Origin of the sequence: Streptomyces sp. NPDC127068 (assembly GCF_042724695.1) — a bacterium.
Classification (GTDB): domain Bacteria; phylum Actinomycetota; class Actinomycetes; order Streptomycetales; family Streptomycetaceae; genus Streptomyces.
On the sequence record NZ_JBHXEN010000040.1, the window covers coordinates 58,885 to 81,098 of the forward strand.

Genomic DNA, 22,214 nt, shown 5'->3' on the forward strand with positions numbered 1-22,214 from the left:
GGAGGGGGTCGGACGCGGAGGGGTTCTGGGGCGGCGCCTGCCCGGGCACGGCGCCGCCCACCGGCCGGACGTCAGCCCCTGGAGGGTCTGGACGTCGGGCCGGCAGCGGGGCCCTGGATCGGCCGGTCGGAGGGTGCGGGCTGCCCGGTGGGGGTGGGGGGTGTCGTGGCGTGGTTCGCGGTGAAGGCGCTGAGTGCCAGGTCGTGGATCGGGGTGCGGGTGAGGGTGGGCAGTTCGTGCGCCGGGACGTCCAGGGCGGTGAGGGCGGTCGGGCCGTCGGCGCGGGCGGCGCGGTGGGTCGGGTCGGCGGGCAGCAGGGCCGCGGCGGGCCCGCCGGGTGCCGATGCGGGGGCCGCTCCGAAGGCGGCGGGCCGGGGGGCCGGTCTGAAGGCGGTGGGCGGGGCGGCGGGTGGGGGCGCCGTCTCGTCGTCGAGCACCTGTTGGGCGTGCTGGTCCTCGGCCAGGCTCACCCCCCGTTGGAAGGCGGCCATCAGTCCCGGATCGGCGCCGGTGGAGGGCCCGTCGGCGTCTCGGGGGCCGGGTGGCTCGCGCAGTTGCGGCACCAGGTGGTGTTGCGCGTGGCGCTTGGGGAGCTGAGGGCGGTCCTCGGCGGCGCGCAGGGCGCGCCGGGGCGTGAGCTGGGTGGTCGGTCGCTCTTCCACGAAGCCCCCGCCCTCGACCGTGCCCGTCGGGGTGACCGGGACCGCCCAGCCCGGCAGGGCCGCCCCCTGGCCGCCCGTGGTCGTGCGGGGGCCGGGGACGGGTGCCTGACGGTCGGTCGGCGCGCTGCGTGGGGTGGGTGCCCCGCCGGGCGCCGGCTGGGGGCCCGAGGGGCGGCGACGGGTGGCACGGGAGTCCCGTACCGGCAGGGGGGCGGCGCCGTCGGCCTGCGGGGGCGAGGGCGCCCGGGCGCCGGACGGGCGGGAGGGGGAAGGGCCGACCCTGCGGGGCGCCGGCGGCACGGTCCCGGTGCGCGGTCCGGGGTGGGGGTGGATACGGGTGGCCACGGCCTCGACTTCGGCCGTCGGTGGGGCGGCGGTGGGGTCGGCGGTCGGTTCCGTGGAACCGACCGGTAGGCCGGCTTGGGGCCTGCTGCCGGGGCGGGCCCCGGTCGAGGTCCCGCCGCCGCCGGGGCCCAGGAGGTCCAGCGGGAGGACCAGCACGGCCTGGGTGCCGCCGTAGATGTTGCTCTGGAGGCGGACGGCGATGCCGTGCCGGTGGGCGAGTTGGGAGACGACGAGCAGGCCGATCCGCCCGTCCTGGAGGAGGCCGGCGACCTTGATCTGGTCGGGTGCCGCGAGGAGGGCGTTCATCCGGGCCTGTTCCTCGACCGGCATGCCGAGCCCACGGTCCTCGACCTCCACGGCGATGCCGGAGGTCACCGGCGCGACCCGCAGCAGCACTTGGGTGTGCGGGGCCGAGAAGACGGTGGCGTTCTCGACGAGTTCGGCCATGAGGTGGACGACGTCGGCCACCGAGTGACCGCGCACGGCACCGTCGATCGGCGGTACCAGCCGGACCCGTGAGTACTGCTCCACTTCCGCGATCGCGGAGCGCAGCACCTCGTGCAGGGGGACCGGGCTGCTCCACTGCCGTCGGGAGACGGCGCCGCCGAGGACGGCCAGGTTCTCCGCGTGCCGTCGGATCCTGGTGGCGAGGTGGTCGACGTGGAAGAGGCCCTTCAGCAGTTCGGGGTCCTCGACCTCGTTCTCCAACTCGTCCAGGATCGAGATCTCCCGGTGCACGAGGGACTGAAGACGGCGCGCGAGATTGACGAAGACCTCGACCTTCTGCTCGCTGCCGGCCCGTCCGGACAGTTGGGCGGCCCGGTGCACGGCGCGTACGGAGGTCTCCCGGGAGTACGTCAGCTCCTGTGCGAGGCGGGCGAACTCGTCGTCCGGGGCGGGGGGCGCCGGCTCGTCGACGGTGGCGGCCCGGCGTTCCGGCGGGGCGTCGCCCCGGTGGAACGCCGCCACCAGGTCCCGGAGTTCCTCACGGCCGCGGACGCTGGTCCGGCGCAGCGCCGACAGCCGGTCACCGAGGTCCCGTGCGGCGCGGCGGGCGGCGACGGCGGCGACCGCGATCCCGGCCAGGGCGACCGCGAGCGCGCCGGCGAGCACGATCCGCAGGACCGGCCCGGGGGGCACGGCGGACGCCCGCACGGTGAACAGCACGGCGGCGGTGGCGCTGAGGGTGACGGCCACGGCGGGGAGCACCGTGATCCGCAGCAATTGTGCGCGCAGGTGCGGCACGGGCGGGGGCGGCGGGGTGCGGTCCGGTCCGCCGTGCCGTGCGCCGTCACGGCGGTCGGCACGGACGGCCGGTGCGCGAAGGTGTGACATCGGTGTCCTTCTGGGGTCCAGCTGGGACGCCGGGCGTGCAACGGTGCGCGATCCTCGGTCCGGACGGGCCGGTGCTCCGGTTCGTCACCCAGCGACCACACACCGTAGTCGTGATGTGCGGTTCCGCGTCCCGCAGTTGGGGAACTCCAGCAGGTTCCGTCCCGCTCTGGTATGAGGTGCCGCACGGGAGTCCGATATTCTCCGCACCCCTCTTGGGAGCACCCGTTCGAGTCGTGGCGCGGCGCCGGTCGACGCCGCGCCCTCCCGGGCGGGCCGGGGAGGTCACCAGGCGGCGTCGGGCACGGACATCAGTACGGGGTCGGGGCGTTCGGTCCTGGCCCGCTCCACGGCGAGGTGCGGCAGCGTCTCCTGGACGAAGTACGTGGCCGACGCGATCACTCCGCGCAGGTAGTCGTCGTCGGGCTGGGTCGCGGGGCGGTCGGCGGGTGCCCGGTCGAGGGCGTCCGCCGCCGCGGCGGCCTTGCGCAGCAGCAGCCAGCCGACCAGGACGTCGCCGCAGGCGTGCAACAGGCGGGTGGTGTTGCGGCCGACCTGGTACACGGCGGCGGGGTCCTCGAAGGACCGCAGCAGGTCACCGCCCATCGCGGTGGCCATGGCCCGGACGTCGGCGACGGCGTCGAGGAGCAGCGCGTGATCGGCGTCGGGTCCGCCGGCGGAGCGAGTGGCGCCCCGTGCGGTCTTCTCGACGTCGTCGAGCAGTGCGGTCAGGGCGGCGCCCTGGTCGCGGGCGATCTTCCGGAAGAACAGGTCGAGGCCCTGGATGCCGGTGGTGCCCTCGTACAGCGCGTCGATGCGGGTGTCGCGGACGTACTGTTCGAGGGGGAAGTCCCGGAGGTAGCCCGAGCCGCCGAGGACCTCCAGGGCGTCGCCGAGCCGGGCGTAGGCGCGTTCCGAGCAGTAGCCCTTCACGATCGGCAGCAGCAGGTCGTTGCGGGCCCGGGCGTCGGTGTCGGGGGTGCCCGCGGCCTCGGCATCGGCGATGCGGTCCTGGACGGTGGCGGTGTAGAGCACCAGGGCGCGCAGCCCCTCGGCGTACGCCTTCTGGAGCAGCAGGGCGTGGCGCACGTCGGGGTGGCGCAGCACCGGCACGCGCGGTGCGCTCTTGTCGCCCAGGGCGGCCAGGTCGGCGCCCTGGACGCGTTCGCGGGCGTAGGCGACGGCGTTGAGGTAGCCGGTGGACAGCGTCGCGGCGGACTTCACGGCGACGATCATCCGGGCGGTTTCGATGACCCGGAACATCTGGCGGATGCCGTCGTGGACTTCACCGACCAGGTGGCCCACGGCCGGCCGGTCGGTGCCGAAGACGAGTTCGCAGGTGGCGGACGCCTTGAGGCCCATCTTGTCCTCCAGGGCGGTGGCGAGGACGCCGTTGCGCTCGCCGAGTTCGCCGGTGCGCCAGTCGAGCACGCGGTACTTGGGCACCAGGAACAGCGACAGGCCCTTGGTGCCGGGGCCGTTGCCCTCGGGCCGGGCGAGGACGAAGTGGACGATGTTCTCCGCGAGGTCGTGCTCGCCCGAGGTGATGAACCGTTTCACGCCCTCGATGTGCCAGGTGCCGTCGTCCTGGCGCACGGCGCGGGTGCGCGCCGCTCCGACGTCGCTGCCGGCTTCGGCCTCGGTGAGCACCATGGTGGCGCCCCAGCGGCGTTCCACCAGGACGCGGGCCAGGTCCTGCTGTTCGGGGGTGCCGACCTCGTGGAGGATGCGGGCGAACCCTCCGAAGCTCTGGTAGAGGTACAGCGCCGGATTGGCGCCGAGCACCAGTTCGGCGACGGCCCACCGCAGGGAGGGGGGTACGACGGCGCCGCCGAGGGCGGGGGGCACGTCGAGCAGGTGCCAGCCGGCGTCCAGCCAGGTGCGGTAGGCGGCGGCGAAGACGGGCGGCACCGTGACGGTGTGGGCGTCCGGGTCGTGGACCGGGGGCGTGCGGTCGGCGGCGGTGTGGGCGTCGGCGAGGACGGTGGAGGCGAGGCGTGCGACCTCGGTGAGGATGCCCCGGGCCGTGGTCTCGTCGGTGTCGGCGAAGGTGCCCCGGCCGTAGCCGTCCGGGTCGGCGAGCACGGTGAAGAGGGTGAACTCCAGGTCGCGCAGGTTCGGCTTGTAGTGCCCCACGGTCGTGGTCTTCCTTTCGGGTGGTGCGGCGCGGTGCGCGCGTTCGGGACGGCCGGTGCCGCTCGGGCGGACGGCGCGAGGGCGTCCGGCGGGAGGGCGTCCGGCGGGAGGGCGTCCGGCGGCTGCGCGGGCAACAGCGGTGCGGGCGCGGTCGGTTCCCGTCGGCCGCGCGGCCCGGTGCGGGCGGCGCGGCCGACGGGCTGCCGTCAGGGCAGGACGATCCTGGCCAGGGGCCGCAGCCCCGTGTCCTCGATCATCTCCTGGCAGCGGAACCGTTGGATCTTCCCGCTGGGGGTCTTGGGCAGGGTGCCCGGCGGGAGGAACAGGCACTCCGAGAGCGCCACTCCCGCCTTGCGGAGGGCCACCTCCGCGGCGCGGTCGGCGACGGGGCCGAAGTCGATCCGTCGCCCGCGGGGTTCCACCATGAGCACCAGCCGGGGGACGCCGGAACCCCGGGCTTCGACGACGGCGGCACACCCCTTGCGGATCTCCGCCATGGAGTCGACGGCCGCTTCGATGTCCGAGGCGTAGACCTTGCGACCGCCGATGGAGAGCATGTCGTCGATGCGCCCGACGACGTACAGTTCGCCGTCGGCCAGGAAGCCCAGGTCCCCGGTGTGCAGCCGACCGCCGCGGAAGCGGTCGGCGGTGCGTTCGGGGTCGGCGTGGTAGCCGCGGGCGAGGCTCGGTGAGGTCACGGTGATCTCCCCGACCGTGCCGGCGTCCCCGGCGGCGAGGTGCACGCCCGGCAGGGCGGGGCCGTTGGACACCAGTCGGACCGCGCGCTCGTCGTCCGGGGCGGCCTCGACGACGGTTCCGTCGACCAGGGCGTCGGCATCGAACGCCCTGACGTGGTGGGCCCGTTCGTGCGGCTTGCCCGCCACCGCCAGGGTCGCCTCGGCCATGCCGTAGGCGGGTTGGAAGGCGGTGTCGGCCAGTCCGTGGGGACGGAACTTCGCCACGGCGGCGTCGAGCACGGCGGCGTCCACCCGCTCGGCACCGATCACCGCGGCCCGCAGCCGTAGCGGTCGCGGCAGGTCCCCGCGACCCTGTGCACGGGTCGCGAGGTGCACCGCGGTACTGGTGCCGGCGGTCATCGTGGCCTCGTACTCCGACATGTCGCGGAACCAGGTGCGCGGCATCATCCCGAAGCGCTCGGGCGAGGACAGGACGAAGTGGTAGTCGTACGCCCAGGAGTACAACAGACAGCCGAACATGCCCATGTCGTGGGAGAGGGGCAGCCAGGAGGCGACCGTCTCGGCGCCGGGGTGGCCGCCGGTCAGCCGGAGGATGATCTCCAGTTGCGCTTCGATGGCGCGGGTGGTGAGCGCACAGCCCTTGGGCGTACTGGTGCTGCCGGAGCTGTACTGGATGAACGCCACGTCGTCGGGACCGGGCGGGCTGGGCTCGATGCGCCCGGTCCCGTACAGCGAGGACCAGGTGCGCAGCGGTACGTGGGCGGTCAGCTCGATCGGTACGAGGTCGGCGAGCTGACCGTCGACGACGATCACCGCCGGCTCCAACTGGACTGCCAGAATCGCCAGTTGGCGAGTGTACTCGTCGGGGCCCTGGCCGCGGGTGGGCAGTGGCAGCGAGGCGACCGCGCCACCGGCGAGCCAGATGGCGAGCAGACCCCGTACGGTGTCGGGCGTGTTGGTGAGGACGGCGGCCACGCGGGTGCCGGGCCGTACTCCGACCCGGCGCAGTTCCGCGGCCATGCCCCGGGCGTCGCGGACCACGTCGCGCCAGGGGGTGTGTGCGAAGGACTCTCCGGACCAGGCGTGCAGGACGCCGCGCGATGACCCTTCGGTCAGCGCGTTCCACAGGTTCATATGGGTGTGCCTCCCCCGTGTGGGTAATGGTGACGGGCTGCTACTCGACGTCCACCAGTGAGGTGTCGGCGTCGCTGGGCCGGTCCGCCATCGGGGCGAGCCGCTGCTGGGCCTCCAACAGGTCCCGGCGTTCCATCGAACTGGCTTCCACCCGGCTGATGTTGGCCTCGCGCATGGTGAGGCGTTCGGGGTCGATGCGGATGACCTTCCAGGCCAGGTGGGTCTTCTCCAGGCTCCAGATGAGGATGGCGCTCAGGTCGATCTCGTACCACTTCATGCCGTGCCGGGCCGAGCGCGGGAAGGCGTGGTGGTTGTTGTGCCACGCCTCGCCGAAGGACGGCACGGAGAGCCAGGCGACGTTGCGGGACTCGTCGGTGGTCTCGAACCGCCGGCGGCCGAAGACGTGACCGATGGAGTTGACCGCGTAGGTCATGTGGTTGATGAGGAAGATGCGGACGAGGCCGCCCCAGAGGATGCCGGTCAGCAGCGCCTGCACCGATCCCCCGGTGATCGCGTAGGCCATCAGGCCGGGCAGGACCACCCCGGCCACGACCACGAGCACCAGGTGCTCGCTCAACCAGCGCAGCGGCTTCTCCCGGACCAGGTCGGGGCAGTAGCGCATCGGCTCGGAGGTGAGTTCGACGTCGAACAGCCAGCCGAGGTGGGCGTGCCACAGGCCCGACATCGTGCCCTTGAACCCGGGCTCGAAGTCCAGGTGGGGGCTGTGCGGGTCGCCCGGCTTGTCGGCCACCCGGTGGTGCTTGCGGTGGTGGGCCGCCCAGATCAGCGGCGGCCCCTGCCCCGCCATCACGCCGGCGGTGGCGAGCGCCACGCGAATCGGCTTGTAGGTCTCGAACGAGCGGTGCGTGAGCATCCGGTGGTACCCGGCGGAGATGCCGAAGCCGGAGATCGCGTACATGATGACCAGGACCACGACATCGGACCAGCCGAATATCCGGTTCCAGAGCAGGGCCATCGCGCCGAACAGCGCGAACAGCGGTATCAGCGACGCTCCGAGGATGAACCAGCGATGCTTTCTTCCGTCCATTTTCTCCCTTTCCCCCGTGGTGCTTCTCAGGTGCGTGAGTGGTTCGTGGTGGTGTGCGCCCCGGCCGTGCGGATGAACGGACCGATGCGCACCGGACGAGGGCGCGGCCCTCAGCGGGCGCGCGCGGACGGTTCGGCCGTCCGCGGTGCGCGCGCGCCGCGCAGCCGCGGCAGGATCGTGCCGCGCAGGGTCGCGGCGAGCACGGTGCGCGGCAGGTGCCGGCCCACGACGTACTGCGCCTTGGCCACGGGTCCCGGCACGCTGAGGCGGCGCCCGCGTTCCATGGCCCGCAGTCCCGCTTCCGCGACGTACTGCGGGGACTGCCAGGCGAGCAGTTTCTGGTCCGTCAGTCCCGGGACGCCGCCCACCCGGTAGAAGTCGGTGCGGACCGGGCCGGGGGCGAGCAGGGTGCAGCTCACCCCGGTGCCGCGCAGCTCGGCGTGCAGGGACTCCGCGAAGGTGTTGGCGAACGCCTTGGTGGCGGCGTAGGTGGCGGCGGTGGGCACCGGCTGGTACCCGGCGGTGGAGCCGCTGACCAGGATCCGGCCGCGACCGCGGGCCGTCATCCCGGGCAGCACCGCCAGGGTGAGCGCGTGCAGGGCGACGGCGTTGACCTCGACGCAGGCGGCCTCCCGCGCGGCGTCGTTGTCGGTGACGGGGCCGCACACCGGGAATCCGGCGTTGGCGCAGAGCACGGCCACCGGTTCGGCGGCGAGTTCCTCGCAGAGGGCGTCCCTGGCGACCGGGTCGGCCAGGTCACGGACGCTCACCCGGACGTCCACCCCGGTGCGGTCCGTCAGCTCGGCGGCGAGCTCGTCGAGGGCGTCGCCGCGGCGGGCCACCACCCACACCGGGTGTCCGCGGGCGGCCAGGCCGCGGGCCAACCAGGCGCCGATGCCGGAGGAGGCGCCCGTGACCACCGCCCACGGGCGGGCCCCGGTCACGCCGGGTCCCGGGCGTCCGACGCGGCGCCCCCGGGCCGGGCGGCGGCACCCTCCAGGTGGGTGGCGAGCCGCCGGGCCGCGGCCCGGCCCGAACGCGCGCAGTTCTCGATGGCGACGCCGAGGACGTAGTCCCCGGCCAGTTCCAGTCCGGCGACGCCGGCCAGGTGGCGGCGGGCCTCGGCGAGGAACTGCGGGTGGTGCGGCAGGTAGCCGCTGTACGCGGCGTCCCAGTGCTTGACGAGGACGTTCACCCGTTCGGCGTGCGGCGCCCCGAGGTGGGTGCGCAGGCGCTCCTCGGTGTCGGCGGTGAGTCGGTCGACGGCCCGCTCGCTGAGGTCGGTCAGCCGCCCTTCGCGACCGCTGTAGGTGTAGCGGACGATGTGCCGGTCGTGCATGCCGTAGGAACCGGCGTTGCTGCACGGCCCGTCGTCCATGGCGAGCGCGCGCACGTCCTCGCCGAACATCGGCCGGTCGTACTCCACCAGGACGACGGTCGACGGGAAGTAGCGCACGTCCGCCAGGCGCAGGGCGAGGGCGGGCAGCGTCGAGCGCAGGATGCCGGCCGCCGCGTGGGCGGGGGTGGCGACCACCACCCCGTCGTAGGGCACCAGTCGGGCGGGCCCGCCGTCCTCGGAGACCCGCAGGCCGGTGACGGCGCCCGCGGTGGTCTCCACGCTCTCGACCCGGGCCCCCAGGCGCACCGGTATCCGCTTGGCGAACGCGTCGAGGACGGGTTCGACGCCGTCGGTGAGCTGGTCGTAGTGGTCCAGCAGCATGGCGAGGTTGGTGCCGAAGGTGCCCGGGTAGACCTCGTCGGGTTCGGCGCCGTTGTTACGGATGACCATGGGGCGGATGAGCATGGACGTCAGCTCGGGGCCGAAGAAGGAGCTGAGCGGCGCGTGGTCGTGCCGTGCCGAGACCCCGGAGAAGTGGCGCGAGCCGAGGAAGCGGTTGGTGTCGTCGAACGTGATGCGGGCGGCCATGGCGGCGAGCCGGGCGACGTCACGGGTGGACCCCATGCGGCGGATGTTGCCGAGGGTCCGGCCGCGCCGTTCGCTGTCCAGCGTCAGCACCCGACCGTCCTTGAGCCGGGAGGCGTTGTAGCCGAAGGACTCGTAGCGGTCGAAGCCGAGTTCCTTGGTGAACCAGCGGAAGGCGGAGTAGCGGCGGCCGATGTTCTTGCCGCCGGTCATCACCGGCCGGTCGCCGAGACGGGCGACGCCGAACCGGCCGCCGAGGGTGTCCGCGGCTTCCAGGAGTTCGACCTCGTGGCCGAGGGTCTCCAGGCGCAGGGCCGCGCTGAGGCCGGAGACGCCGCCGCCGACCACGGCCACCCGCCGGCCGCTCGGGGCCCGTCCCGGATGCCCGGACTGCTCGCGGGTGCCCTGGTGGGCTGCTGTGTGGGGTGGTGCCATGGCTCAGTCTCCGTACGCCGGAACGGGTGGGGTGCTCGTACTGGTTCGTGGGGGCGCCGCCGGATCGGGGAGCAACTCGACGCGCCCGGTGACGACGTCGCGGTCGAACTGGCGGATCACGACGTCGACGGGGGTGCGGCCGTCGGCGGTGGTCGCACCGACCGAGGTGCGGTAGTCCACGTCGGCCTCGAACTCAACGAAGTCCAGGAAGGCCGCTTCGCAGCCCACGGCGAGGTGGGCGCGGGCACCGCCCGGTGCGGTGGGGTCGCCCACCGCGTGCAGGGCGGCCTGGCGCATGCCCTCGACCATGAGCGGGCCGGGAACGTGGTCGTAGTCGTGGTCGAAGAAGGCGGGGTGCGTGGTGTCGGCGGTCAACACCAGGCGCCGCTCGTCGCCGACCCCGCCGTGCGCGGCCCCGCCCCCGCCGTGGACGGTACCGATCACGACGTTGGCGGGCAGCTCCCGACCCACTGCGGCCGGGGGCAGCGGACCTGCGGGGGTGCGGACGGCCGACGCCACCGGCTTCTGCGCCCGCTGGAACGAGCGGAAGACGTCGTAGTCCTCCTGGGACATGAACACCAGGTTCGTGGTGAGGGTCATCGCCCGGCGTTCGGCGATCCGTACGGTGCCGTGCAACGACAGCGCGGTCACCTCGGCCCCCCGCCCGGTCCGTTCGGTGACCCGGAAGTGGATGGTGCCCCGCAGGGCGGTGCGGCGGTCGTTGAGGTAGGCCGCGGGGTCCTCGACGCGCAGGGCGATGCGCTGGAGGCTGAAGGGCAGTTCCACGGGGATGCCGACGTGCCGGTGCAGCAGCACGAAGATGCCCTGTCGGGCCGCCTCCGCCGAGGCCAGCGGATCGTGGTACGCCGAGCCGCCGCGGTCGGACCACAGGCTGTGGGCGCGCAGCACCTCGAACGCGAGGTGGAAGTCGTCGGGTCCGACCTGCGCGGAGTCCGTCACGAACACCTCGCCGACCTGGCGGCGGTGCGCGGTGGCCCGGGGCACGGTCCGGTCGAAGCCGAGCGTCGTGCCGGGCGGCGGCGCGCCGTCCGACCGGGGCCCGGTCCGGGCGGGGGGCTGGGTGGTCGTCATGGCTGCACCTGCTCGGTCCGGCCCGGGCGGCGGGCACCACTCGGGGAGGGGGTGGCGCTCGGGGAAGGGGTCGCGCTCGGGGAGGAGGCGGCGCCGTCGCCGCCCACCGGCTCCACGCCGGGGGCCCGCGCGTACACGGGTCGGCGTACGGCTCGTCTACGGCGCAGTTCGGTGGCGGCCAGCGCGCCGAGTTCGGTGAGTTCGGCGCGCCGCCCGCGTCGGCTGCCCCGGATCAGCACCCGGCCCGTGGCGCCCAGCACCCGACCGGGGGTGAGCACGTCGAGGACGGAGGCCCGGTGGCTGAGCAGGTGCAGGACAGGGTCCACGTCCCCCGCGGCGTGCATCCGGCCGATGACCCGCGGGACGACCGCGGCGATCGGGCCCGCCACGCCGAGGTCGGCGGCCAGCCCGTGGTACTCGGCGTAGGTGCGGTCGCGCCAACGGCCGAAGGCCGCGGTGACGCGGTCGATTCCGGCATCGGACCCGTGCAGGGTCTTCCCGAGGGCGGTGGCGAGGTGCTGTGCCTGGTCGAAGGCGTCGCCGATGCCGCGCCCCCCGGCGGGGTCCTTGAAGTGACCGGCGTCGCCGAGGAGTACCCAACCGGGGCCGGAGGCTTCCCGGAAGTAGCCGGAGAACCGTCGGATGCCGTAGATACGGGTGGCCCGCTCGGCGCCGCGCAGGGCCCGGGCGATCGGTGCGCAGCTCGCGGCGTGTGCGAGCACGGACCCTTCGAGGTCCTTGCGGAACGCCTCGGACTCGTGGCGGCGCGGGGAGACTCCGACGATGTACAGGCCGTTGTCCGCGGGTCCGCCGAGGAGGTGCCGGTCCCCCCACCGGTGGAAGACGAAGGTCGGGTCGGGGCCGGTGTCGACGCCCTTGAAGTACATCCAGTAGTAGCTGCGTTCACCGGGGATGACGTGGTACTGGCGGGAGCCGGACAGGGCGGCCACCGTCGAATCGCGGCCGTCGGCGCCGACGACCAGTCGGGCCCGCAGCTCGTGCGGTGTCCCGCCGCTCACGGCGTGCACGCCCACGACCCGGCCGGCCTCGGTGAGGAGGCCCGTGACCCGGGTGCCGAACCGCAGGTCCGCACCGGCTTCCCGGGCCGCCTCGACGAGCAGGGGGTCCAGCACCTCGCGCCGGATGCAGGCGGCGCCGCCCACGTCGCCCGGTCGCTGGGGAAGGGCGGCGACGAAGGCGGTGTCCTCCAACCGCATGTCGATGTGGGTGAGGGGAACGGCTCCGGCGGCCCGCAGCCGTTCCGTCAACCCGAGTCGGTCGAGGAAGGCGAGGGAGTCCGCCTGGAGGATGTTCGACGAGAGGGTGTACCCCACGGCCGCCACCCGGTCCAGTACGGCCACCCGCAGCCCCCGCCCGGCCAGCAGGGCGCCCAGGGCGGAGCCGGAGCAACGTGCCCCGACCACGATGACGTCGAAGGTGTTCCGGTGCACCGGTCCGGCCGCCCCGGTCATGCGGCGTTCCAGCGGACGGCCGCCGCGGCGGCGAAGTCCCCGGCGTGGGCGAAGCCGGACATGACGACGAGGTCGCCGTCCGCGAGGCCGCCGGTGCGGGCGGCCCGGTCCAGGGTGACGGGGACGGCGGCGCCGTAGAGGTTCCCGAAGCGGTCGAAGGTGTCCGGGTGCCGCTCCGGCGGGAGGCCGAGCGCCTCGCGCCAGTTCTTGAGGAAGATCCGGTTGGGCTGGTTGGTGACGAGGACGTCGATCTCCTCGGACGTCACTGCGAGGTCCTTCAGCAGTTCCGCCACCAGCTCGGGGACGAGGGTGTTGCCGCGCTCCATGATCTCCGTGGTCTTCTCCGGGTCGAAGCGAATGTCCATCTGACCGGTGCCCGGTTCCCAGTACTTGCGTCGGTCGGGGGTGACCAGACCGAGGTCGCGTGCGTGGGCCGGGACGTTCCTGGTGCGCACCCCGAGGATCGGTGAGGGCGCCCCGACCTCCAGGTACGCGACACCGCAGCCGTCGCCGGGGATCGGAGCGTGCGACTGGGTGCGCACGTCCGGCTGGGCGAAGACCTGGCCCGCGCTGTTCTGCACATTGGCGATGAGCGCGGTGCGCGCCGTGCCGTCGGCCATGATCTTCCGGGCCAGCTCCATCATGTACATGAACGAGGCGCAACCGCCGTTGTGCAGGTCGACGATCCACTCGGGCTCGACGCCCAGCAGCTGGGCCGCCTCCGCACCGATGCCGGTGAAGAGTTCGTCGGGCAGCAGCACGTTGGTGATGAGCACGTCCACGTTGCCGGCCGGCGGACGGTCCAACCGTTCGAAGACCGGCCGGGCCGCCTTGGCGATCATGTCGGCCGCGCGTTCCCGGGGGGCGACGTGATGGCGGGTGGGCGGCAGCCGGAAGAGGGCGAGCCCCGCGAGGGGGTCGGCGGGCGCGTCCGGGTCGACGAAGAAGTCGGTGCCCACCACCGTCTCGGGCAGGAAGCTCCCGAAGTCCACTACACCGACGGGTCTCATGACAGTTCCTTTCGCAGCCAGCCCTCGATGGCGCGGGCCGTGTCGTGCGCGTGCGCTTCGAGGAGGGAGAAGTGGTCGCCCGGCACGGACGTCGTCGTCCCGGCTCCCCGCCAGAGGGTCCATGCGGGACCCGCGGGGTCGACCGCTGCCGCGGGGGGCCGCTCGGCCGTGACCAGCAACGAGGGCGCGGTCAGCGGCTCTTCGGACCACGCGTCGAGGAGGCCGAGGTATCCGCCCATCGCGAGCACGGCCGCCTCGCTGACGGCCCGGCCCTCCGGGTCGCGGTCGAGGACGCTGCCCATGGCCCAGGAGAAGACGGCGGACCGCTCCTCGGGGACCGGCGCGTAGGTGTCGATCAGGACGGAACCGGCCACCGGGTGACCTGCGCGTTCCAGTGCGGCGGCCACGGCGTGGGCGATGACCCCGCCCACCGAGTGGCCCACCAGCAGCACGGGTGCCTCGCCCACCGACCGCAGGGCCGCCGAGGCGAGCGCATCGACGAGCTCGGCCCACGAGGCGGGGGTGCGGGGGTCGTCGCCGAAGCCGGGAAGGGCCAGCGCCGTCACGCGCGGACGCTGGTGGAATCCGGTGGCCAGGCGGGCGAACTGGTGCGGCCCGGAACCCGCCAGGAACGACGGCACGCACACCACGCCCGGGGCGGACGACCCGTCGCACACCAGGAGGGGCTCGGGGTCGGGAAGGGGCTCCCCGACCGTGGTCGAACGGTAGCGGGCAGCGGTCTGCAACAGGGGCAGCACCTGGGCGAGTTCATCGCGCTCGTGGGCGGTGCGCACCAGTGCGGCGTACGGCCCGGGGCTGCTCTCGCGACCGGTTGCCGCGGGGTCAGCGGTCGTGGGAGCGGGGTCGTCGTCGGTCGGGCCGGCACCGGGGTCGTCGTCGGCGGTGCGGTTGCCGGGCGGGGACGACCCCTCGGTGCTCGGTCCGCCGGGTGGCGCGTCCTCCAGCAAGGGGCCCAGTCGGGCGGCGAGCGCGGTCGGCGTGGGGTGCTCGACCAGCAGGGTGGCGGGGAGGTCGAGGCCCGTGACGTCCCGCAGTCGGCGTTGGAGTCGCACCGCGCCCATCGAGTCGACACCCAGTTCCAGCAGGGTGGCGTCCGCCGGGACGGGGGTCTCGTCGTCGTACCCCAGGACGTGTGCCACCTGGGCGAGCACGGTGTCCAGTACGTCGAGGGGCGCGCTGGCCGCGGTGTCCCGGACGCCCGTGGGGTCCTGCTCGGCAGGCGGGTGCGGGGCCCGTGCCGCGCGGTCGTCGGGGGCCGCCGGCTCGGGGCGGGGCGCGGGCCCGTCGATCCAGTAGCGACGCTGCTGGAAGGGGTACGTCGGCAGCCGCACCCGGCGCGGGTCCACACCGGTGAACAGGCCCGACAGGTCCTCGGCGGCTCCGTGCAGGTGCAGTTCGGCCACCGCGGAGAGGAGCGCTTCGGGCTCGGGCGCGTCCCGGGTCAGTGCCGGGACGGCCAGCAGCCCGGCCCCGTCTTCCAGGCACGCCTGGACCATGGTGGTGAGGACAGCGGCGGGCCCGATCTCCAGGAAGGCCGTGACGCCTTCGGCCCGAAGGGTCCGCACCGCGTCGTGGAACCGCACCGGGCGGTCGGCGTGCCTGCCCCAGTAACCGGGCGCGGCCAAGGTCCGGGGACCGGCCAGGGTCCCGGACGTGTCGGAGACCAACGGAATCCGGGGATCGGCATGGGTCAACGTGGCGGCAAGAGCGTCGAGTTCGCCGATCACCGGCTCCATGAGGGGCGAGTGGAAGGCGTGGCTGACCCGCAGGGTCCTGGTGCGTCGACCACGCGCACTCCACTGCTCGGCCCAGCCGGTCAGGGCCTCGGAGGGCCCCGACACGACCACCGCCCGGGGTCCGTTGACGGCGGCGAGGGCGAGCGCCGATCCGAGGGGTGCCGCACGCAGGGAGGCGAGCACCTCCTCCTCGGTGGCCTCGACGGCGACCATCCCGCCCCCTGGCGGTAAGGCCCCCATCAGGCGTCCGCGGGCCACGACGAGCGCCGCCGCGTCGGACAGGGTGAGGACTCCGGCGGCACAGGCCGCGGTGATCGCACCGACCGAGTGGCCGGTGACCACATCGGGTCGCAGGGACCAGGACTCCAATAGGCGCAGCAAGGCGAACTGGAAGGCGAACAAGGCGGGTTGGGTGTGTTCGGTGCGGTCGAGGTGCTCGGCCTGGACGCTGCCCTGCTCGGCGAAGAGCATCGGTCGCAGTGGCACTCCGGAAGCGGCTTCGACGGCGGCACCGGCCTCGTCGAGGGCGTTCGCGAACACCGGGTGCGTCGCGGCGAGTTCGCGTCCCATGCCGGGACGTTGGGACCCCTGTCCGGAGAAGAGGAACGCGGTCCTGGCCTCTCGGACGGCCCTGCCGCGCACGGCCGTTCGCGGGAGTTCGCCGCGGGCGAGTGCGGCAACGCCGTCCAGGAGGTCGGCGGGGTCCTCGGCCACGACCGCGGCCCGGTGCGCGAAGTGCGAACGGGTCAACGCCAGCCCCGCGCCCACACCCACCGCGTCGACCCGCGTCGACCCGGCCTCCGCTCCGGCTCCGGCTCCGGTGTCCGTACCGCTCCTGTCTTCGGCCTCGGTGGCGGCCGCCGCCTCGGCCGCCGGACTGGCGAAGCGTTCGTGCAGCCGCCGCGCCTGGTCCCGCAACGCCGCCGGTGTACGACCCGAGAGCACCCACAGCACCGGGCCGCCCGGGCCGGCCGGCCCGGCTGCGGGCACGGGTTCGGTGTCGAGGTCAGCCGGTGCCTCCTCGATGATGACGTGGGCGTTCGTGCCGCTGATACCGAAGGCGGAGATGCCGGCGCGGCGGACATGACCGGGGTCACGGGGCCAGGGAACCGGCTCCGTCAACAACCGCACACCCTCCCACCGCGCCCGACTCGACGGCTCATCCACATGCAACGACCGCGGCAACACCCCACCCCGCAACGCCATCACCATCTTCAACACCCCACCCACACCCGCAGCCGCCTGCGCATGCCCCACATTCGACTTCAACGACCCCAACCACACACCCCCACCACCACGCCCACCGAACACCCCCGACAACGCATCCACCTCCACCGGATCCCCCAACACCGTCCCCGTCCCATGCCCCTCCACCACATCCACCTCACCCACACCCAACCCACTCGCCGCCAACGCCCCTTCCACCACCCGCTGCTGCGCCACCCCGGACGGCGCCGTCAAACCATTGCTCCCCCCGTCCTGATTCACCGCCGAACCCCGCACCACCCCCCACACCCGATGCCCCAACCGACGCGCCCGCCCCAAACGCTCCAACAACACCACCCCCACACCCTCCGACCACCCCGTCCCACCCGCACCCTCCGCAAACGACCGACACCGACCATCCACCGACATCGCCCCCTGACGACTGAACTCGGTGAACGTGGAGGGGGTCGACATGACGGTCACCCCGCCGGCCAACGCCATGTCGCACTCACCGCGCCGCAGTGCCGCGGCGGCCAGGTGCATCGACACCAACGACGACGAACACGCCGTGTCCACCGTCAACGCCGGCCCCGACAACCCGAACACGTACGCCACCCGACCCGACAACACACTCCCCGCCGAACCGATCCCCCAGTACCCCGCCAGGTCCTCCGGTCCCGACCGGGAGAGATGGGCGTAGTCCTGTCCCGTCGTGCCGATGTAGACGCCGGTCGACGATCCCCGCACCCCCACCGGATCGATCCCCGCATCCTCGAACACCTCCCACACCACCTGCAACAACAACCGCTGCTGCGGATCCATCGCCAACGCCTCACGACGCGACACACCAAAAAAATCCGCATCAAAATCAGCCACACCCTCAACAAACCCCCCACACCCCGTCACACTCGACCCCACACCCCCACCCCCCAACACCACACCATCCCAACCACGATCCCCCGGAAACCCCCCCACCACATCCCGACCCGACACCACCACATCCCACAAACCCTCAGCCGACACCACCCCACCCGGAAAACGACACCCCATACCCACGATGGCCAGCGGCTCACGGTCGCGTTGCTGCACCTCGTCCAGGCGCTCCCGGGTGCTCCGCAGCTCGGCGACGACGCGCTTGAGGTACTGCAGGGTCTTGTCGTCCGCCATGGCTAGCGCACCTCCAGGCCGTTGTCGATGAGGGCGAAGACCTCTTCGGCGCTCGCCGACTCCAGGTCGGCACCGACGCCGGAGCCCGCGGTGGCGCCCGCCGCGGCGGTACCGGCCCGGCGTTCCAGATCCGCCAGCAGGACCCGCAACCGCGCACCCACCACGTCGGCCTCGGCGGCGTCCAGGGCCGGCAGTGCAGCGGCCAAGCGTTCGAGCTCGCGGTGGGCCACCGCACCCGTGCCGTCCCCGGGCTCCGCCGCGCCGTCCTGCGGTGCCTCCTGCTCGACCAGGGTCAGCAGATGGGCGGCGAGGGCGACCACGCTGGGGTGGCTGAAGACGACGGTGACGGGCAGGGTGATTCCGGTGGCACCGCGGAGCAGGTTGCGCACCCGCACCGCACCGAGCGAATCGAGCCCGAGGTCCTTGAAGGAGCGGTCCTGGTCGACGGTCTCCCCGTGCTCGTGGCCGAGGGCGGTCGCGACGTGTTCCGCAACGAGTCGCCGGGTCACGGCTTCGCGCCGCTCGACGGGGGTACCGGCCAGGACCGCACGCAGGGAACCGGTGTGGTGCGCGCGTGCGTGGTCGGCCGGAACGAGTGCCTTCAGCACCGGGGGCAGATCCTGCGCGCGGGCCCGGGCCCGCAGGGCGCCCGGGTCGAGGCGGACCGGCAGGAGGTGTGCGTGTGCGGTGCCGTGCACCGCGTCGAACAAGCGCAGCGCCTCCTCGGTCGGCATCGGCGCCACTCCGGAGCGGTGGAGTCGCGCCACGTCCACGCCGTCGAGGTGCTGGGTCATGTCACTGCTCTCCTCCCACAGTCCCCAGGCGAGCGACAGTGCGGGCAGTCCCCGCGCCGTCCGCCAGTGGGCGAGGGCGTCCAGGAAGGCGTTGCCCGCGGCGTAGTTGGCCTGGCCCGGGCTGCCGACGGTGCCGGCGACCGAGGAGAACAGCACGAAGGAGGACAGGTCGAGCCCGGCGGTCAGCTCGTGGAGGTGGAGCGCGGCGTCCACCTTGGGCCGCAGCACCCGTTCCAGGCGGTCGGCGGTGAGGTCGGCGACCAGCCCGTCGTCCAGGACGCCGGCGCTGTGCACCACCGCCGTCAACGGATGTGCGACGGGAACGGCGGACAGCAGGTCGCGCACCGCCGTGCGGTCCGCGAGGTCGCAGGCCGCGAGCGTGACCTCCGCGCCGAGCGCCCGGAGGTCACGGGCGAGCGCGGCGGCCCCGGGTGCGGCGTCACCGCGTCGCGAGACCAACAGCAGTCGGCCGGCGCCGCGGGCGGCGAGGTGGCGGGCGACGGACGCACCGATGCCGCTGGTCCCGCCGGTGACCAGGACGGTGCCCTCGGGAGCGAAGGGGAACGGTCCTGTGGTTCCCCCGGTGGCGGCGCGTACGACTCGGGGCGCCCTCAGCGCCCCCGCCCGCACCGCGAGCTGCGGCTCCCCCTGGGCAACGGCGACGGGTACCAGCGCTGCCGCGTCCTCCTCGTCCAGGTCCACCAGCAGGAATCGACCCGGGTGTTCCGCCTCCGCGCCCCGCAACAGCCCCCACACGGCCGCGGTTTCCGGTTCGATCGGCGTTCCGGTGCCGGCGTTCACCGCACGGCGGGTGACCACGGCCAGCGCGGTGCCGGCCAGCCGTTCGTCCGCCGTCCACCGCCGCAGCAGGTCCAGGGCCCGCCGGGCGTGACCGTGCACGTCCGGGGCGGCGGGTGCGGAGTCACCGGCAGCGACCGGCACGAAGGGCACCACCACGGTGGCGGGTGCGGGGCGGCCCCCGTCGAGGGAGGCGAGGAACGCGTCCAGGTCGGCGTACCGCTCGTCGGCCCAGCCCCATGCGGGGTGGTGGGTCGTTTCCCCGAGCAGCCCGACGGACCCGAGGGGGGCCGTTCCGTCCGCGGGGGCGACCGGGGTCCAGTCGAGCCGGAAGAGGGAGTCCCCGGCGTCCCGCAGCGCGGCGATCCGCTCGGGGGCGACGGGCCGGGCGGTGACCGAGGCGACGGTCGCCACGGGGCGGCCGGCCTCGTCGGTCGCCGTCATCCGGACGGTGCTCCCCGTCGCGTCGTCACGGCCGCCCCCGGTCGGAGCCGTCGCGGGGACCGGGGTCAGCGTGACGCGCAGTGCGCGGGCCCCGTTCCGGTGCACCCGTACTCCGGACCAGGTGAAGGGCAACCACGCACCCGTCCCGTCCGGTTCCGCGTCCGGTGCGTCGTCGCCGGTGGTGCTCGGGGCGAGTGCGGTGAGCTGGATGTGGAAGGCGGCGTCCCACAGCGCCGGGTGCAACCCGTAACCGTCGTCCGGGGCGGGTCCTCCCCCACCGCCGTCGTCGGTGGCCTCCGCACCGTCCGTGCCGACCTCCGCGTAGACGGTGTCCCCGTCCCGCCAGGCGGCCCGGAGTCCGCGGAACGCGGGACCGTATCCGAAGCCGCGCTCGGCCAGCCGGTCGTACAGGCCGGTCACGCTCAGTGGTTCGGCTCCCGGTGGCGGCCAGGTCACCGGGGTGGCGGGCGCAGCCGTGTCGTCGGGAGCGGATGCGGTCGGCGCGAGGACGCCCGAGGCGTGCCGGGTCCACGGGTTCTGCGTGGGCGCCGCCGCGTCCTTGGAGTACACGGTGACGGTGCGCCGCAGTCGTTCGTCGGGGGCGCCGAGGACGGTCTGGAGGCGCAGTTCGCCTTCGGCGGGCACCGCGAGGGGTTCCTCCAGGGTGAGTTCCTCCACCAGGGGGCAGCCCTCGGCCTCCCCGGCGCGGGCCGCGAGTTCCACGAAGGCGGTGCCGGGCACCAGGACGGTGTCGTGCACCGCGTGGTCGGTGAGCCAGGGCTGGGTGTCACGGCCGATCCGGGCGGTGAACAACCGTCCTCCGCCGTCCGCGAGTTGGGTGGAGGCGGTGAGCAACGGGTGTGCGGTGTTCTCCAGCCCGGCGCCGGCGGTGTCCCCCGTGGTGGGTCGCGGTGTGGCCCAGAAGCGTTCGGTCTGGAAGGCGTACGTGGGCAGGGCGATCCGACGGGATTCGGCCGGGTCGAAGACGGTGTCCCAGGCGACGGGTGCCCCGTGTGCATGGGCCTCGGCGAGCGCGGCCGTGAAGCGGCCGGCACCGGTGTCGCGCTGAAGGGTGCCGAACACGGCGGCCCGCGCGTCGACCGCTTCGATGGTCTGCTCGACCGGCACGGTCAGCACCGGGTGCGGGCTGACCTCGACGAAGGTGGTGAAACCCTGGTCGAGCAGCCCGCGCACCACCTCTTCGAACCGTACGCGCTGGCGCAGGTTCCGGAACCAGTAGCCGGCGTCCAGGCCCGTGGTGTCCCACTCGCCACCGGTGACGGTGGAGTGGAAGCGCACCGCGCCCGGGCGGGGGGTGATCGGGCCGAGTTCCCGGGCCAGTTCGCCCTCGATCCGGTCGACCTGCGGCGAGTGGGAGGCGTAGTCGACGGGAATGCGGCGGGCCCACACGCCCTCGGCTGCGCAGACGTCGAGCAGCTCGGTGAGTGCCGCGGCTTCGCCGGAGAGGGTCAGCGAGGACGGTCCGTTCACCGCGGCGACCTCGATCCGACCCCGCCAGCGCTCCACCAGTCCGACGACCAGGGCGGGTTCCGCGGTGACGGACACCATGCCGCCACCGGTGCCCAGCAGCCCGGCGATGGCCCGGCTGCGCAGGGCGACGACCCGCGCGGCGTCCGCCAGGTCGAGTCCTCCCGCCACGCAGGCGGCGGCGATCTCCCCCTGGGAGTGGCCGACGACGGCGTCGGGACGCACTCCGTGGTGGCGCCAGAGCGCGGCCAGCGAGGTCATCACGGCGAACAGCGCGGGCTGGACGACGTCGACGCGGTCCAGCGGAGCGGCCCCGGGCCGTGCGGCCAGCACCGCGTGCGGCGACCAGTCGGTCCAGGGGGCGAGTGCATCCGCGCACTGCTCCAGGGCCTCCGCGAACACCGGTTGTTCCGCGGCGAGTTCGCGTCCCATGCCGAGCCACTGGGAGCCCTGGCCGGGGAAGAGGAACGCGACCTTGCCGCCTCGGGACCGGCCACGGCGGACGGTGCCGTGGCTCCCGCCGCGGGCGAGTGCGGCGACGCCGTCCAGGAGGTCGGCGGGGTCCTCGGCCACGACCGCGGCCCGGTGCGCGAAGTGCGAACGGGTCAACGCCAGCCCCGCGCCCACACCCACCGCGTCGACCCGCGCCGACCCGGGCCCGGCCTCGGCTGCCGGAGCCGCGAAACGTTCGTGCAACCGCCGCGCCTGGTCCCGCAGCGCCGTCGGCGTACGACCCGACAGGACCCATGCCACCGGACCGGCCGAGCGCTCCGGAGCACCCGAGCCCGCTTCACCGCCGGCGCCCACTGCACGGCCTGGGCCCACCTGACCGCCCGGGCCCCGCGAACCGTCGGCGTGCGCGCCCGGCGCCGCACTCGTGCGCTGCTCGTCCTCGACGGGCGCCTCCTCGATGATGACGTGCGCGTTCGTACCACCGACCCCGAAGGCGGAGATGCCGGCGCGGCGGACACGACCGGGGTCACGGGGCCAGGGAACCGGCTCCGTCAACAACCGCACACCCTCCCACCGCGCCCGACTCGACGGCTCATCCACATGCAACGACCGCGGCAACACCCCACCCCGCAACGCCATCACCATCTTCAACACCCCACCCACACCCGCAGCCGCCTGCGCATGCCCCACATTCGACTTCAACGACCCCAACCACACACCCCCACCACCACGCCCACCGAACACCCCCGACAACGCATCCACCTCCACCGGATCCCCCAACACCGTCCCCGTCCCATGCCCCTCCACCACATCCACCTC

11 protein-coding genes and 2 pseudogenes are annotated in these 22,214 nt (G+C 73.8%); all 13 read right to left on the reverse strand.

Annotated elements, in window-relative coordinates; genetic code table 11:
- Window positions 1-71: 71 nt before the first annotated feature.
- Window positions 72-2,342 (reverse strand): ATP-binding protein, encoded by a 2,271-nt coding sequence (locus ACFWIA_RS24160; RefSeq protein WP_387008395.1) that lies wholly within the window; start codon window positions 2,340-2,342, stop codon window positions 72-74.
- 282 nt (window positions 2,343-2,624) lie between these two features.
- Window positions 2,625-4,475 carry an acyl-CoA dehydrogenase gene (locus ACFWIA_RS24165; protein ID WP_387008397.1) on the reverse strand — a complete coding sequence of 617 codons (1,851 nt, stop codon included), beginning with the start codon at window positions 4,473-4,475 and terminating at the stop codon, window positions 2,625-2,627.
- 206 nt (window positions 4,476-4,681) lie between these two features.
- Window positions 4,682-6,307, reverse strand: coding sequence for an AMP-binding protein (locus ACFWIA_RS24170; RefSeq protein WP_387008399.1), 1,626 nt, complete (start codon window positions 6,305-6,307; stop codon window positions 4,682-4,684).
- Between the two features lie 40 nt (window positions 6,308-6,347).
- Window positions 6,348-7,355 carry an acyl-CoA desaturase gene (locus ACFWIA_RS24175; RefSeq protein ID WP_387008401.1) on the reverse strand — a complete coding sequence of 336 codons (1,008 nt, stop codon included), beginning with the start codon at window positions 7,353-7,355 and terminating at the stop codon, window positions 6,348-6,350.
- A gap of 110 nt (window positions 7,356-7,465) precedes the next feature.
- Window positions 7,466-8,299 (reverse strand): SDR family NAD(P)-dependent oxidoreductase, encoded by an 834-nt coding sequence (locus ACFWIA_RS24180; RefSeq protein ID WP_387008403.1) that lies wholly within the window; start codon window positions 8,297-8,299, stop codon window positions 7,466-7,468.
- Complete coding sequence (locus ACFWIA_RS24185) at window positions 8,296-9,714, reverse strand: FAD-dependent oxidoreductase (protein ID WP_387008405.1); 1,419 nt, start codon at window positions 9,712-9,714, stop codon at window positions 8,296-8,298. Before ACFWIA_RS24185 ends, ACFWIA_RS24180 begins: the two co-directional genes overlap by 4 nt.
- Window positions 9,715-9,717: 3 nt before the next feature.
- Complete coding sequence (locus ACFWIA_RS24190; protein WP_387008407.1) at window positions 9,718-10,806, reverse strand: AfsA-related hotdog domain-containing protein; 1,089 nt, start codon at window positions 10,804-10,806, stop codon at window positions 9,718-9,720.
- Entirely contained in the window at window positions 10,803-12,278 is a 1,476-nt protein-coding gene (locus tag ACFWIA_RS24195) for an NAD(P)/FAD-dependent oxidoreductase (RefSeq protein ID WP_387008410.1), read from the reverse strand. Before ACFWIA_RS24195 ends, ACFWIA_RS24190 begins: the two co-directional genes overlap by 4 nt.
- Window positions 12,275-13,288 (reverse strand): 3-oxoacyl-ACP synthase III family protein, encoded by a 1,014-nt coding sequence (locus ACFWIA_RS24200; RefSeq protein ID WP_387008412.1) that lies wholly within the window; start codon window positions 13,286-13,288, stop codon window positions 12,275-12,277. Before ACFWIA_RS24200 ends, ACFWIA_RS24195 begins: the two co-directional genes overlap by 4 nt.
- Window positions 13,285-16,167, reverse strand: coding sequence for an alpha/beta fold hydrolase (locus ACFWIA_RS24205; RefSeq protein ID WP_387008422.1), 2,883 nt, complete (start codon window positions 16,165-16,167; stop codon window positions 13,285-13,287). The genes ACFWIA_RS24200 and ACFWIA_RS24205 overlap by 4 nt, the downstream gene beginning before the upstream one ends.
- Window positions 16,168-16,221: 54 nt before the next feature.
- Window positions 16,222-17,418, reverse strand: a pseudogene (locus ACFWIA_RS24210) (beta-ketoacyl synthase N-terminal-like domain-containing protein); the annotation flags it as partial.
- A gap of 2 nt (window positions 17,419-17,420) precedes the next feature.
- Entirely contained in the window at window positions 17,421-21,950 is a 4,530-nt protein-coding gene (locus ACFWIA_RS24215; RefSeq protein ID WP_387008424.1) for an SDR family NAD(P)-dependent oxidoreductase, read from the reverse strand.
- A 54-nt stretch (window positions 21,951-22,004) separates the two neighbouring features.
- Window positions 22,005-22,211: pseudogene (locus tag ACFWIA_RS24220) on the reverse strand (hypothetical protein); the annotation flags it as partial.
- Between the last annotated feature and the right edge of the window lie 3 nt (window positions 22,212-22,214).